A 14,197-nucleotide genomic window follows, 5' to 3' on the forward strand; every position below is an offset into this window, starting at 1 on the left:
ATATCAATAAATGTATTTAAGCTTTGTTCTCTTTTATCGCCTGCATATATCGTTTCAGTTCGTCTCTAACCTTTGGAGCAAGAATAACTAGACCAATCATGTTTGGTACCATCATTGCAAAAATCATAGCATCAGAAAAACCAATAACAGACCCCAAACTTGCAGCAGCACCTATTATCACGAAAATACAAAAGATAATTTTGTAAGTGTATTCCATTTTTTTGGAGCGTCCAAATAAATATGACCATCCTTGGAAACCATAATAAGACCATGAAATCATTGAGCTAAATGCAAATAATACCACCGCAACAGTAAGCACATATGGGAACCAAGAAATCGCAGATTCGAAAGCTCCAGACGTCAACAAAATAGCTTGAGCGTCATTTAAAGAAGCATTGGCAGCTGTAACATTTCCGGTGATAATTAAAACTAAGGCTGTCATTGTACATACTAATACCGTATCGATAAAAGGTTCTAATAACGCTACCATACCCTCAGATGCAGCATACTTTGTCTTAACTGCAGAGTGTGCTATAGAAGCAGAACCTATACCAGCTTCATTAGAAAAAGCAGCACGCCTAAATCCTTGCACAAGTACACCAACAGCACCACCTGCAACACCTTCTGGACTAAACGCACCTTCGAATATTTGAGCGAACGCTGCACCAATCATATCGTAGTTTACGAAAATCACAAATAAAGACGCAGCAACATAAATCACAACCATAAATGGCACAATTTTATCGGTAACCTTAGCAATTGACTTTATACCTCCAATAATAACAATACCTACTAAAATTGCCATAACTAAACCAAAGGCCCAACCGTATCCATTTAAAAATGACTGTTCGCCACCAGTAATATTTTCTACAAGTTGAAATGCCTGATTTACTTGAAACATATTTCCACCGCCAAAGGAGCCTCCAATTACGAATATTGCAAAAAGTACAGCAAGAACCTTTCCTAGCTTTTCTAATCCTTTAGATTTAAGACCTTTTGTTAAATAGTACATTGGACCACCGTAAACCGTCCCGTCCTCTTCTATATCTCTGTATTTAACACCCAAGGTGCATTCTACAAATTTTGACGCCATTCCTAAAAGTCCTGCTACAATCATCCAAAACGTAGCTCCTGCACCACCTATAGAAACTGCTATGGCAACACCTGCTATGTTACCCAAACCAACAGTGGCTGAAAGCGCCGCAGTTAAAGCCTGAAAATGTGAAACTTCTCCTTCATGGCCTTCTACAGCAATTGTTTCTATTGAATCTCCACCAGGTGTTGAATCACCTGCTGCTATCATTGTTTCGTGATGATCAATATCATCATACTTACCTCTTACTATATTAATAGAAGTTAAAAAACCTCTAATATTAATTAGCTTAAAATAAAATGTAAAATATGTTGCTCCTATTATTAACGGGAATAAAACCCAGAAAACCTTAACACCTCCACCAAAATCTATTTGATAGAAAATAGCGTTTACAAACCAACCAGTGGCATCTCCAAAAGCCTCGTCGATTCTTTGGTCCAGACCCTTCTCAACGTCTTGAGCTATGTTCAGTAACGGTAATAATAATGCAAAAATAGATAGAAGATATTTCTTCATGAGTATAGTATTAGTTAGTATTTTTTCAAGTAGGCGACAAGATGCTAAAAAAAATTGAACTTTTAAAGCCAAAGACGTTAAAATGGAATTAAAAGACTATCCAATATTAAATTCGGAATTTAGTTTGTGTATCTGCTCTGGGCGTCCTAGTACTACAATCTTCGACCCTGGAATTAAACGAGTTTCTGCACCAGGATTAATAGTATAATCCCCTTTTCCATCTTTAAAACCAATAACAGTGCATCCTGTTTTTCGTCTTAAATCTAATTCTCTAATGGTTTTAATTTTTGACGCATCATATAATTGTTCAACTTTAACTTCTTCTATGTTAATATTGCGCTCACCTACAATCCCTAAATTATCTATAAATTCTATTAAATCTGGAATAACAACTAAAGACGCCATATGATCACCACCTATACGGTCTGGTAGTATTACATTATTTGCTCCTGCTAGCTTTAGTTTGTTGTATGATGTTTCTTGGGAAGCGCGGCTTATTATTTTTAAATCTGAATTAAGTTGTCTTGCAGATAATACAACAAAAAGGTTGTCTGCATCCTCTGGTAATGCAGATATAAGTGTTTTAGCACGCTTGACACCTGCTTCTAATAATGTTTCATCCTCATTAGCATTCCCATAAATGAATGGAATTTCTTCTTCCTGAAATCGTTCAATTATTTCTTTGTCTTTCTCGATGATCACAAACGGTTTGTCATATGCTAATAACTTTTTAGCAGCTTGCTTACCATTTCTTCCGTAACCACATATAATGATATGATTAGACAAGGCATCTATTTTCTTCTGCATTTTTCGCTGTTTTATATTTTCAAAATTATTTTTACTCAGTATATATTCTGTTATGATAGAAATAGCGTATCCCACGATTACAACACTAGATAGAATGAGAAATATTGTAAATATTTTAGATGAGGTATCTAGCGGATTTACTTCTGCAAAACCTACTGTAGTAATGGTAATCACAGTCATGTAAGCGGCATCAATCCAAGAATACCCCGAGAAAAATCGGTATCCCAAAACGCCAATAAGCATTATACCTACAAGCATAATTAATGCTGTGTATATCTTTGACCTGAATAATCTTAATAAAGGATTTCCCATAGCTTATAAATCGAAAACTGAGCTTCTTTTTGTATATAAAATATCCTTTATACGAATCCAAAAGGCTAAAAATAGATATACTGCAAAACCAAATCCTAAGGTTACGAACGTTAGATACATAAAAGTCGTGCGAACAATTTTTGCACGAATCCCTAATCTATCTGCGATACGCTGACAAACGTAATAGCCTCGCTTCTGAAAATAAAGTAATAAACTATAAAATATATTCATATGTCAAAGTTAGTAACTATTAGCGATTAATTGGTTTCCTATGGCACATTGTAAACATTTATTTTTGTTGCAATAATTATTTTTTAGCTGAATTAAGCCTTGGGAAGTCATCGCTGTTGTTTTAAGTGCTTTTAAATCTAGAAACTTATCCACGACACTATTCTTTTCTATAGCGATTGATGTAATTAGGTCTAATATCTTCTTTTCTTCGTCCTTGCCTAATGATTTTGCATAGCTAAATTTAAGTGGTAAAATGGTATTAATTAAAAGTAAATCAATAAATGATTTGCTAAGGTTCTTCTTTATTCTCTTTGATGTTTTAGAAAATGTATAATGCGTCTCCCAAAACGCAGACGTGCAGATATTAAAAAACTCGTAGTAATCATCAACCGTCTCTAAATTCATTAGTTTAGAAAACAAATTGTCTTCTTTATTATAGACTTGTGCTAATTGAGAAAGGCGAATGGTCGGAAAATTTGGTGGACGTAATCTAAAAAACTGCAAGGGTAAGACTCCTTGATTAGCGAGATTAAATTTTTGTTTAAGATAGACATACCTCTTTTTTAAATCAAGAAAATAACCATCTTGAATATCATCGTTTAATAAGTTGCACTGTCCAAAAAATAGTGCTTCTAAATCTTCAAAACTGTGTTTTGTTTTTCGCACTACTGAAAACTCAACTGAGTTCGCTAAAGACAAAAAGGCTTGTCCGTTAACCTTTAACCCAAAATTCTTGCAGAGCATTTTAAATAAAACTGCTTCCCAATTGTTTTTTGAAGCTGATAAAAGCGCATTAATAGATTTAGATTTTTGTTCTAATCGCTCAAAGTACAATCGTTCTATCCAATTGTTCAATATAAAATCATCAACATTATGAAAATCCTTCTCGCAATTAATCCAAGATTTAGAGCTTAACAGGTTTTTGTAGTTATTTAAAAGTTCTGCTTTTATGTATTGCTGAAGCTCCAACGTTGGAATAACGGAGTTGTCTTTTCTATAAATATCCGTATCATGTTCCCAAACGACGTGTAAAATTACGTTATCGTAAGCACTATCTTTTTCGTGATTATGCACATACCAGTCCGAAGACTTTAGATGTATTTCTACATTGCCTGCCCATTTTTGATTGTCAATTATTAGTTGCGCATTAAAAAAATCTGGACCAGCGTTATGATTGTGCTGGCCTAAATGTATTATGTGCACTGGCAAGCCTTCAACCGTTTTTAAATCTGCTGATTGAAACCTTTTGTACTTCCAAACAAAATGAAGAAAATCTTCTTGCATACTCTAAAATAAAAAATCCTGAGCAATACTCAGGATTTAATTTTAAACTATACGTTTTACAACGCACTTATAATATCGTGCTTTGTGATAATATGATGCTTTCCGTTATCTAGTTCTACAAGAACAGCATTATTATCTTTATTAATAAGTTTAGACAAGTCCTCTATTTTTGTGTTTTTATTTACAATTGGGAAAGGTGCACCCATAACATCTTTAATTGGTAAATCGGAGATATTCTTATCCTCAACATAGCGCCTAAACAAATCTGTCTCGTCCACAGAACCCACAAATCCAGTAATGTCCTTTACTGGAATTTGAGAAATCTTATATTTTTTCATACGCTCTATGGCATGCGATACTAGCTCTTCGGTTTTTACAGTAACTAATGGCTTGTCTGAGTGCTCTTTAATAAGGTCTGCTGCTAATGTAATTTCATCTTCAATAAATCCACGCTCACGCATCCAATCGTCATTAAACATTTTACCAACGTAGCGGCTTCCATGATCATGAAATAATACAACGACGACATCTTCTGGCTTAAAGTGTTCTTTTAACTGCAACACGCCCTTTATCGCAGCACCAGCTGAGTTCCCTAAAAACATACCTTCTTCTTTAGCTAATTTTTGTGTGTAAACCGCAGCATCTTTATCCGTGACCTTTGTAAACCCATCAATCACATCAAAATTTACATTGGCTGGTAGTATATCTTCACCTATACCTTCGGTGATGTAAGAATAAATTTCGTTCTCATCAAAAATTCCAGTCTCATGGTATTTTTTAAAAACAGAACCATAAGTATCAATTCCCCATACTTTTACATTAGGGTTTTTCATTTTTAAATAACTACCAACACCAGATATTGTTCCGCCAGTACCAACACCAACCACAAAATGGGTGACCTTACCGTCAGTTTGTTCCCAAATTTCTGGACCTGTAGATAGAAAATGTGCCTTACAGTTACTCGGATTATCGTACTGATTAACGTACCACGAATTAGGTGTTTCTTCTGCCAAGCGTTTAGAAACCGAATAGTAACTTCTAGGATCTGTTGGCTCTACATCTGTTGGGCAAACTACGACCTCTGCACCTACTGCTCTAAGTATATCCATTTTCTCCTTAGATTGCTTATCGCTTAAGACAAAAATACATTTATAGCCTTTTACGATAGCCGCAAGTGCAAGTCCCATTCCTGTGTTACCAGAAGTACCTTCGATAATTGTCCCACCAGGTTTTAATCGCCCGTCTGCCTCAGCATCTTCTACCATCTGAAGCGCCATCCTGTCCTTTACCGAATTTCCTGGATTGAAGGTTTCGTATTTTGCCAACACCAAGCACGGTAAATCCTCAACTAACTTATTCATCTTTACCATTGGTGTATTACCAATAGTACCTAATATATTTTCTGCGTAGTCCATAATCGTCTTTTGCGTGTGCAAAGGTAAAACAAAAGTGGAGATTGAGATATTAAATGTGTGTTACGATTTACGATTGAGGATTTACGATTGAGGATTTACGATTGGGGATTTAGGATTGGGAATTTCTAATCAATCAAACCGAATGGCTTTTACTGGAGAAATCTTTGAGATAATAACAGAGGGAATAAGTAGCATTAAAAGACAAATAACAAAAGTCCCAAGATTAAGTACTAAAATATAATCTAAACTAATATAAACAGGAGCTTCACTAACATAATAGGTTTCTGGGTTTAACGGAAAAAGTTTGAAATATTTTTGAGCAAACAAAATCCCTAAGCCAATTAAATTTCCCCATAAAAGCCCTAAGCCTATAAGATATGAAGCATTGTACAAAAATACCTTTCTCACCGACCAATCGGCTGTACCCAGAGCTTTTAAAATACCTATCATTTGCGTACGTTCTAAAATAAGGACTAAAAGCGCCGTTATCATATTTATGCCTGCCACTAAAATCATGATGGCAATTATACCGTAGGTATTATTATCAAAAATTTTTATCCATTCAAAAATGGAACTGTATTTTTTTGTGACCGTTGTGGATTTCATTAACGAAGGGATTTCTCTGTAAACAAGCTCTCCCGTTTCTTCAATTTTAGAAAAATCAGCGATAAATACCTCGAAAGCACCAACTTGGTCTTTATTCCATTTGTTTATCCGCTGAATATGCCTAATGTCTGCAAGACAAAATTTTTCGTCCAACTCTTGAAAACCTGAATTGTAAATTCCTGTAATTTTGAATTTAACGATTCGCGGCGGACGTTCTAAATTCTCTCCGAATAACGCTTGAAATGTATCATTAATCTTAAATCCTAATCGATTCGCCTGATATTTAGAAATTAAAATTTCGTTATTTAATGCTTGCGTAAAATCTGGCAAACGCCCATCGACTAAAAATTCCTCAAAATAATTCCACTTATAATCTTTACCAACGCCTTTTATAACTACACCTTCAAAATCTGTTTCTGTGCGTATTACAGCAAATTTATTGGCAGTACATTGGATATGAGTTATCCCTTCTACCGATTTAAATTCTGGATAAAACTCTTGATTTAAAGCTATAGGTACTTGGGACTCGTCGGAAGAATTAGTGTCGTAATTATCAATAATTATGTGCCCGTTGAAGGACACCACTTTGTCTCTAATTTTTTGTTGTAAACCTAATCCCGTAGCTATGGCAATAAGCATCACTACAATACCTATGGCAATAGCGGCAATTCCAATTTTAATTATTGGTGCCGAAACACTACTTTTATACGTTTTACTACCAATTATACGTTTGGCTATAAACAACTCGAAATTCAAAATCTACTATGGGCTTTAAGATGTTCAAAAATACAGTTTTATTTAAGATAACTATTGGGATTTTTTTGATAGTTGCTGGTTGCGGAAATGGGAAGAAGATAGAAGCTGGAAGTGAGAAGCGGGAAGCAGGAAGCGAAAAAACTGAAATCATTGTTGGCGTCAACCAAACCGAACTCTACTTACCAATCTTAGAAGGAAAGCGTGTTGGTGTTGTGGCTAATCAAACCTCAGTGATTTTTAAGAAGTCATACTTTAATGAATATAACCGCTTCCATTTTGCTAGAGATAAAAATAATTATCGTACAAAACCTTACTCACATTTAGTTGATTCACTTATTAATTTAAATATTAATATCACTAAAGTATTCTCACCAGAACATGGTTTTAGAGGAAAAGCTGATGCAGGCGAACATGTAGAAGACGGAATAGATAAAAAAACGGGGTTGCCTATTTTTTCGCTTCATGGAAAAAACAAAAAGCCTACGGCAGAACAGTTACGGGATTTAGATATTGTAGTTTTTGATATTCAAGATGTTGGCGTACGATTTTACACATACATTTCCACCTTGCACTATGTTATGGAAGCCTGCGCTGAGCAGAACATTCCTGTTCTAGTTTTAGACCGCCCAAATCCTAATGGCTCATATATTGATGGCCCAACTTTAGAAAAAGAACACAGTAGCTTTTTAGGCATGCACACCGTTCCATTAGTACACGGTATGACTATAGGAGAATATGCGCAAATGATTAACGGTGAAGGTTGGTTGAAAAATAAAATTAAAGCCAATCTAACTGTGATTCCTGTTAAAAACTACAACACACAAATGAGCTATAGTTTACCCATTAGACCTTCACCGAATTTACCTAATGACCAGTCTATTTTACTTTACCCAAGCCTTGGTTTATTCGAAGGCACTAATATTAATGCTGGTCGCGGCACGGAATTTCAGTTTCAGCGTTACGGAGCGCCTTTTTTAGATAGCAATCATTATCAATTCAACTATAAACCAGAACCTAATTTCGGTTCTAAACACCCAAAGCATAAAGGTAAAATATGTTATGGTGTAGATTTATCAAATGCGCAAATTGAAAGAGGATTCACGCTTAAATATGTTATTGACGCATACACTAACTCTGTAGATAAAACTAAGTTTTTTAATACTGATAATTTTAGCAAACACGCAGGAACTGCTTTATTACAAGAACAGATTGAAGCAGGATTATCAGAGGATGACATAAGACAGTCTTGGAAACAGGATTTAGAAGCTTTTAAAAGAAAGCGTCAGAACTATTTAATCTACAGCAATTAAGGTTTCATCTACAGGCTTGGGAAACTCCTTTTCTACCTCAACCACAAAAACAATCTTTAACGGAGACTGAATGGCTACTAAAACGTTACGGCCTTTTTTTAACTTATTAAGCGGTAATTTATATGTGTTACTATCTACCCTTACATTAATATCGTCTTTAGCTGAATGATTAGCGGTATACAAATAGTTAATTTTCTTATCACTCCTAAGGACTAGAGTATCTTTCGTCCTATTGAAATCGTGATACAAACCTGCTGCTTGAAAATTTTTATTCTTATAAATAGTTGCCTTTCCTTTTTGCGCAAATGCAAAATTCACGCATCCAAGGAAAAGCAACATTATGATACATCGGGGGAAAATGTACATACTTATACTTTAGTGTTTTTTAAAAGATGTCGCCTAATATACGTGTAAAATTGAATTTGTGGATGTCGTTCGTCGAATAGTCAAAACTTTTTTTTCAATGATTGTATTGATAATCCTTATTGAGAAATAACAATAAAACTGCAACTTACTGATAATGTTTATTTTACTTCTCTGAAGATAATGTCGGCTTCTCGTAAGGTTGAAATGGTTGTTTTAGCAATTCTGTGATACTTGTATTTTTCACCTCGTCTGGAAAAACATCCACACCATAAACTAGTTTTTCTCTTTCCATATACATATATGTACCAAATAGACGGTCCCAAACTGAAAAGATATTGCCATAATTAGAATCAGTATAAGGCAACCTGTAATGATGATGAATTTTATGCATATCTGGCGAAATAAACACATAACTTATCATTTTATCAATACGCTTTGATAACTTAATATTTGCATGTGTAAATTGACTAAACACAAGCGACAATGCTTGGTAAAGCATTACAATAGATATCGGTGTACCAACTACGAAAACGCCAAATAAAGTAAAGGTAAAACGAATAACACTTTCTATTGGGTGATGTCTATTAGCGGTGGTCGTATCTACATTATGGTCTGTATGATGCACTAAATGAACCATCCACAAAGGTTTTACTTTATGTTCTACGAAATGTGCTAAATATGCCCCAAAGAAATCGAGTAACAATACACCTAGCAAAATATAAGACCACAATGGCATTTCAGGTAACCAATTAATAATACCAAAATCATTTGCTTTTACCCAATCTGCAGACCATAATAACAAAAATGCAAGTCCAAAATTGATGACAATTGTTGTTAGTGTAAAAAAGAAATTTGGTACAGCGTGTCTCCATTTCTTATAATTAAATCTAAATAATGGTACAGCGCCTTCTAAAAGCCAAAATAAAGTAATACCCGAGACCAAAAGTAAACTTCTGTGTAATGATGGAATGGTCTCAAAATAATTATAGATTGTCTCCAAAACTAACGGTTTATATTAACAATAAGTTGCGCTTGCTTCAAATTTAATAAAGAAATAGAACTTTCTAGTCGCTGAAATTTTTCTGTATCATTTAAAAGTCTAAAAGCGGTATAATACAAGAACGTTGCTAATGGCTCGTTGACTTTTTCAATCTCTAAATCGTCTATTTTTTTGAGTCTTCGAAGCACTTTTCTAGGGCGATTTTTAATTAATTCCTGCTTTAGTTTTAATAAATCAATCCGCTGAAGCTGAGCTTTGTCATCAGAACGGTTTTCGGATGATATAAAGTCCTTTGCTTCTGAAAAGTAAATATCTGAAAGGTCTAAAATCTCTGAACGAACCTTCTCGTTAACCAAAAGACTAAAATCTACATATTTTGAAGCTAAGTAAAATGCTGAATAAAAGTTCTTCTCTTGATGATAGTTTAATAACTCTTGTTTAATGTAAGATGTTTCAAAACCATACTTGGTAATAAACTTAGTTAAATCTAATAATTCTGTGTAGGCACCAGATGTCCCCAAAATATTACCATTTACATCTATGACTTTTAATGAGTCGTCATTAAACTTATCGATATAAGCTTGGCTTCGTTTATCTTTTATATCTAAGAACCAATCTGCATACGACTCATCTCCAACAACTACAGGGACAAAATACTGCCAAAGCAACTCATTAAGCTGAGGCGTTTCAAAAAGATTATCAATAAGAATATCTTTACCTCTTTCGTCTTTAATTAATACAGGCATCGGATACTCGGTTGCGCCTTCCCAAACCATTAGTATCATTTTGTTCTCACTGCGCGCCTGAATTTTAGCTATAGGTAAGGATTCTACCCAAGGAATAATCTCCTGTGAAAAGGAATTATACCACACTAAAAACGCACATAAAATGACACTTATTCTTTTCATTAAATTATAATTTTATTCTAGTTTTCATAGCTTCTACAATATTATATGCCGCAGGACAAATAGCCACGTTCTTTAAAGTAAGATTAGATATTTGCTGAAATTTTTTCCTATCGGTATGCGGAAATTCTCTACAAGCCTTTGGTCTTACTTCGTAAATAGAACAGTAATTATCTGCTCCTAAAAATGTGCAGGGAACAGATTGCAACACATAATCATTTTCTTCGTCTAGCCTCAAAAATTGTTCCGTAAACTGATGCGGCTTCATTTTGAAATGTTTGGCTATTCTCGTAATGTCTTTATCCGTAAATAAAGGTCCTGTGGTTTTACAACAGTTAGCGCACTCTAGGCAATCTGTTTTTTTAAACTCCGCTTCATGCAATTCCTGCATGATGTAATCTAATTGCTTTGGTGGTTTTTTCTTAAGCTTGGTGAAAAACGTCTTGTTTTCCTTATGCTTATCTTTGGCTAGTTTTGAAAGATTATTGATTTGGTCTTGCATAAAGTAAATATAATGAGAATGCGATGCTGAATCAAGTTCAGTACGACAAAAAAATTATGGAAAAAGATATCTTTGGAAAAGCATTATTAGATTATCAATTAGGAAATTATTCTGAAGATATTATCACTTGGACCAACATTTCCGATAAAGACGAATTGCCATTACCCTATTTATTTAGAGATTATTCTGAAATGCCTAAGTTGGAACGAAAAGCACTACAGCTCACTAAAGGAAAAGTTCTCGATGTTGGTTGTGGCTCGGGAAGTCATGCTTTGTACTTACAAGAAAAAGGATTTGAAGTGAAAGCTATTGATATCTCCCAAGGTGCTATTAAAGTGGCTAAACAACGTGGTGTTTTAGATACAGAATGTATCTCACTTCTAGATTATTCTGAAGAACAATTCGATACGATATTACTTTTAATGAATGGTACAGGTATCTTTCAAGAAGTGCAACAAGTAGCATCATATTTAAAACATTTAAAATCGCTTTTAAAACCAAACGGGCAACTACTCATCGACTCATCTGATATTAAATACATGTACGAAGACGAAGATGGCGGAAGGTGGCTAAATTTAAGTGGTCGCTATTATGGCGAATTGGATTATTACCTCAGCTATAAAGGTGAAGAAGAGACACCTATGAAGTGGCTTTATCTGGATTTTGAAATGCTAAAAACAGCTTGCCTAACTGTTGGTCTCAATTGCGAAAAAGTTATGCATGGTGAGCATTTTGATTATTTGGTGAGGATAAAAAAATAAAAAGTATAAAGTAATTAGTTGTAAGTCACTAACACTTTACACTTATTACTATATACTCTAAACTAATCTACTGTTTTTCTCCAGCTACATAAGTCCCAACAACTTTAGTTTCAGGAATAGCCTTTGTTTCAACTGACATGATATCTTTATCAAGAATAATAAAATCTGCGAACTTCCCAACTTCTATGCTCCCTTTTTCGTTTTCTTCAAAATTTGAGTAGGCTGCCCAAATGGTCATTCCACGTAAAGCTTCTTCTCTACTTAACGCATTTTCCATTTGAAAACCACTTTCAGGATATTGCTCTAAATCTTGTCTCGCCACCGCAGCATAAAACGTTAGCATTGGGTTGACACGCTCCACAGGAAAGTCTGTACCTAAGGCTACTTTTCCATATTGTTTTAGTAAATCTTTAAAAGCATATGCACCTTTCATGCGTTTTTCTCCTATTCTATCTTCCGCCCAATACATATCACTCGTTGCGTGTGTTGGCTGAACCGACGGAATAATATCATTAAATTTTGGGAAATCTTCTTGAGAAACCACTTGTGCGTGTTCTATTTTCCAACGACGATTTGGCTTTCCTTTTAATACGGCTTTGTAAGTATCTAAAACGGCATGGTTTGCAGAATCGCCAATGGCATGTGTATTCATTTGGTATTCGGAATTTGCAATGCGTTGTGCGGTTTCTTTTAAAGTTTTAATATCGTTAACCAACAATCCAAAATGTCCTGGTTTATCGTTATATGGGTCACGCATCATAGCTCCACGAGAACCCAAAGCACCATCAGCATAAAATTTAAACGAGCGGACATTTAAATAATCAGTTTTTACAATGCCTTTATTGATGTAATAATCTAAATTTTTAGGTGTTGCCGACGCCATAGCATAAACACGCATTTTTAAGTCGCCTGTTTGTTGTAAACTATCTATAAGTTCAATCGCTTCAATGCTTAAACCAGCATCATTTACTGTTGTTAAACCCAAATCGAAACACACGTCCTGCGCATCCATCAATGCCTGAATCGCTTCTTCTTTTGTGGATACTGGCCAGTGATTCATCACTAAGGATTCCGCGTTATCTATAAGCACACCGGTTACTTTTCCGTTTTCTAAAACCACTTCGCCTCCATCAATTTTACTTTCAGCGGTGACGTTTCCTAAATCTAGAGCAGCTTGATTTGCTAAAATGGCGTGGCCATCGACACGTGTTAAGGCAATTGGCGTATCTGGAAATAGTTCGTCTAACTTCGCTTTATTTGGAAAACTTTTGTCTTCCCAATCGTTTTGGTCCCAACCGCGACCCATAATGTAATCAAGGTTTTTTTCTTTCTGAAAATCGACCACACGTTGCACCACCTCATCGTAGCTCTTGGTGCCCATTAGGTCTACTTGTTGCAAACCAATACCCAAGTTTAGAAAGTGACAATGCGCATCAATTAATCCCGGAGTTACGGTTTGTCCATTAGCATCAACTGTATTTTCTGATTGGTATTTAGAAGTTATCTCTTCAGAAGTTCCAACAGCCAAAAACTTTCCATCCTTAATTGCAAATGCTTCCGCTTTACTGAAGTTATCGTCAACGGTGTATACATTGGCGTTTGTGACAATTACATCGGCTTGCTGTTTTTGGTCTTCGCAAGAGAAAATTAATACGATAGCTAAGAATAGGATTAGTTTTTTCATCATAGTAAATTTAATAGATGCCGAAATTGATTCAGCATGACAATCTTTGTTTGTCAAAAATAAGAAAAGCGTTCTGCATATAGAACGCTTTTAAAATATCTAACCAAATATCTACTATTTGTTTACATTCCCACTTTCCAGACTTTATCTGAAGCCTTCAAATACTCAGATAATGCTGCTGAACCATACCAAGGAAACAAATCGTAATCTAAAAACTTAGCTTTAATTGCTGGGTCGGTCGCCAATAGTGCTTTTGCCTTTTCCATGTCTGTCTCGTTAAGGATAAAAATACCACGGTAGTTTTTGTCATTGTCACCAATAGGACCTGCGACAATGAGCTTACCATCTTCAACCATTTTGTCCATATTAGCCATATGGCCGTTAAAGGCTTTAGCAACTTCTGTTTTATCAGTAGATGTGTTTGTCCCTGTTTTGAGGATTACAAAAATGTAGGACTTCATTCCGTAGTCATCGGCACCTACTTTCTTTGCTAACTCTGCATCATATTTTGGATTTGTGTTTTGAGCGCTTAAATGAAATGTGAATAGGCTGATAGCTATTAGAAAGATTGTATTTTTCATAATAATTGATTTTAAGTCTTCCAAATATACGTAAAAGACTCTTCGACTGCGCTCAGAGTGACAACGAG

The 14,197-nt window shown here is 35.0% G+C and carries 14 protein-coding genes; 2 read left to right on the forward strand and 12 right to left on the reverse strand.

The genetic code is table 11. From position 1 onward, the window contains the following. Positions 1 to 16: 16 nt before the first annotated feature. From DFQ05_RS10355 to DFQ05_RS10380, 6 genes are all read right to left on the reverse strand, one after another. A complete protein-coding gene (locus DFQ05_RS10355) occupies positions 17 to 1,609 on the reverse strand; it encodes an alanine/glycine:cation symporter family protein (protein ID WP_132705329.1) in 1,593 nt (530 codons plus the stop codon). Positions 1,610 to 1,705: 96 nt separating this feature from the next. Continuing rightward, positions 1,706 to 2,728 carry a potassium channel family protein gene (locus DFQ05_RS10360; RefSeq protein ID WP_132705330.1) on the reverse strand — a complete coding sequence of 341 codons (1,023 nt, stop codon included), beginning with the start codon at positions 2,726 to 2,728 and terminating at the stop codon, positions 1,706 to 1,708. Positions 2,729 to 2,731: 3 nt separating this feature from the next. Beyond that, entirely contained in the window at positions 2,732 to 2,959 is a 228-nt protein-coding gene (locus DFQ05_RS13770; RefSeq protein WP_132705331.1) for a PspC domain-containing protein, read from the reverse strand. Between the two features lie 9 nt (positions 2,960 to 2,968). Next, positions 2,969 to 4,243, reverse strand: coding sequence for a DUF2851 family protein (locus DFQ05_RS10370; protein ID WP_132705332.1), 1,275 nt, complete (start codon positions 4,241 to 4,243; stop codon positions 2,969 to 2,971). Between the two features lie 56 nt (positions 4,244 to 4,299). Beyond that, positions 4,300 to 5,658 (reverse strand): pyridoxal-phosphate dependent enzyme, encoded by a 1,359-nt coding sequence (locus DFQ05_RS10375; protein ID WP_132705333.1) that lies wholly within the window; start codon positions 5,656 to 5,658, stop codon positions 4,300 to 4,302. 129 nt (positions 5,659 to 5,787) lie between these two features. Continuing rightward, positions 5,788 to 7,020 carry an ABC transporter permease gene (locus tag DFQ05_RS10380; protein ID WP_132705334.1) on the reverse strand — a complete coding sequence of 411 codons (1,233 nt, stop codon included), beginning with the start codon at positions 7,018 to 7,020 and terminating at the stop codon, positions 5,788 to 5,790. Positions 7,021 to 7,028: 8 nt separating this feature from the next. Between DFQ05_RS10380 and DFQ05_RS10385 the strand changes: the two genes are divergently transcribed. Next, positions 7,029 to 8,330 carry an exo-beta-N-acetylmuramidase NamZ family protein gene (locus DFQ05_RS10385; protein ID WP_132705335.1) on the forward strand — a complete coding sequence of 434 codons (1,302 nt, stop codon included), beginning with the start codon at positions 7,029 to 7,031 and terminating at the stop codon, positions 8,328 to 8,330. On the opposite strand, the gene DFQ05_RS10390 is transcribed toward DFQ05_RS10385, so the two are convergent. From DFQ05_RS10390 to DFQ05_RS10405, 4 genes are all read right to left on the reverse strand, one after another. Beyond that, complete coding sequence (locus tag DFQ05_RS10390) at positions 8,313 to 8,648, reverse strand: hypothetical protein (protein ID WP_132705336.1); 336 nt, start codon at positions 8,646 to 8,648, stop codon at positions 8,313 to 8,315. The genes DFQ05_RS10385 and DFQ05_RS10390 overlap by 18 nt on opposite strands. 211 nt (positions 8,649 to 8,859) lie before the next feature. Next, positions 8,860 to 9,696: a sterol desaturase family protein gene (locus DFQ05_RS10395; RefSeq protein WP_132705337.1), complete on the reverse strand. Its 837-nt coding sequence runs from the start codon at positions 9,694 to 9,696 to the stop codon at positions 8,860 to 8,862. Positions 9,697 to 9,698: 2 nt separating this feature from the next. Beyond that, positions 9,699 to 10,604 carry a hypothetical protein gene (locus tag DFQ05_RS10400; protein ID WP_132705338.1) on the reverse strand — a complete coding sequence of 302 codons (906 nt, stop codon included), beginning with the start codon at positions 10,602 to 10,604 and terminating at the stop codon, positions 9,699 to 9,701. 4 nt (positions 10,605 to 10,608) lie between these two features. After that, positions 10,609 to 11,103 (reverse strand): YkgJ family cysteine cluster protein, encoded by a 495-nt coding sequence (locus DFQ05_RS10405; protein ID WP_132705339.1) that lies wholly within the window; start codon positions 11,101 to 11,103, stop codon positions 10,609 to 10,611. Between the two features lie 56 nt (positions 11,104 to 11,159). Between DFQ05_RS10405 and DFQ05_RS10410 the strand changes: the two genes are divergently transcribed. Next, positions 11,160 to 11,864 (forward strand): class I SAM-dependent methyltransferase, encoded by a 705-nt coding sequence (locus DFQ05_RS10410; protein ID WP_132705340.1) that lies wholly within the window; start codon positions 11,160 to 11,162, stop codon positions 11,862 to 11,864. Positions 11,865 to 11,931: 67 nt separating this feature from the next. On the opposite strand, the gene DFQ05_RS10415 is transcribed toward DFQ05_RS10410, so the two are convergent. Together DFQ05_RS10415 and DFQ05_RS10420 are read right to left on the reverse strand one after the other, a co-directional pair. Continuing rightward, a complete protein-coding gene (locus tag DFQ05_RS10415; protein ID WP_132705341.1) occupies positions 11,932 to 13,548 on the reverse strand; it encodes an amidohydrolase in 1,617 nt (538 codons plus the stop codon). A 122-nt stretch (positions 13,549 to 13,670) separates the two neighbouring features. After that, on the reverse strand, positions 13,671 to 14,129 hold the full coding sequence (locus DFQ05_RS10420; RefSeq protein WP_132705342.1) for a YciI family protein: 459 nt from the start codon (positions 14,127 to 14,129) through the stop codon (positions 13,671 to 13,673). Between the last annotated feature and the right edge of the window lie 68 nt (positions 14,130 to 14,197).

It is taken from the genome of Winogradskyella wandonensis (assembly GCF_004346845.1).
Taxonomy (GTDB): Bacteria; Bacteroidota; Bacteroidia; order Flavobacteriales; family Flavobacteriaceae; genus Winogradskyella; species Winogradskyella wandonensis.

Coding starts and splice junctions, on each gene's coding strand:
- DFQ05_RS10400 (WP_132705338.1), bottom strand. CDS start 10,604: ATGAAAAGAATAAGTGTCATTTTATGTGCGTTTTTAGTGTGGTATAAT.
- DFQ05_RS10410 (WP_132705340.1), top strand. CDS start 11,160: ATGGAAAAAGATATCTTTGGAAAAGCATTATTAGATTATCAATTAGGA.
- DFQ05_RS10370 (WP_132705332.1), bottom strand. CDS start 4,243: ATGCAAGAAGATTTTCTTCATTTTGTTTGGAAGTACAAAAGGTTTCAA.
- DFQ05_RS10415 (WP_132705341.1), bottom strand. CDS start 13,548: ATGAAAAAACTAATCCTATTCTTAGCTATCGTATTAATTTTCTCTTGC.
- DFQ05_RS10385 (WP_132705335.1), top strand. CDS start 7,029: ATGGGCTTTAAGATGTTCAAAAATACAGTTTTATTTAAGATAACTATT.
- DFQ05_RS10360 (WP_132705330.1), bottom strand. CDS start 2,728: ATGGGAAATCCTTTATTAAGATTATTCAGGTCAAAGATATACACAGCA.
- DFQ05_RS10355 (WP_132705329.1), bottom strand. CDS start 1,609: ATGAAGAAATATCTTCTATCTATTTTTGCATTATTATTACCGTTACTG.
- DFQ05_RS10420 (WP_132705342.1), bottom strand. CDS start 14,129: ATGAAAAATACAATCTTTCTAATAGCTATCAGCCTATTCACATTTCAT.
- DFQ05_RS13770 (WP_132705331.1), bottom strand. CDS start 2,959: ATGAATATATTTTATAGTTTATTACTTTATTTTCAGAAGCGAGGCTAT.
- DFQ05_RS10375 (WP_132705333.1), bottom strand. CDS start 5,658: ATGGACTACGCAGAAAATATATTAGGTACTATTGGTAATACACCAATG.
- DFQ05_RS10405 (WP_132705339.1), bottom strand. CDS start 11,103: ATGCAAGACCAAATCAATAATCTTTCAAAACTAGCCAAAGATAAGCAT.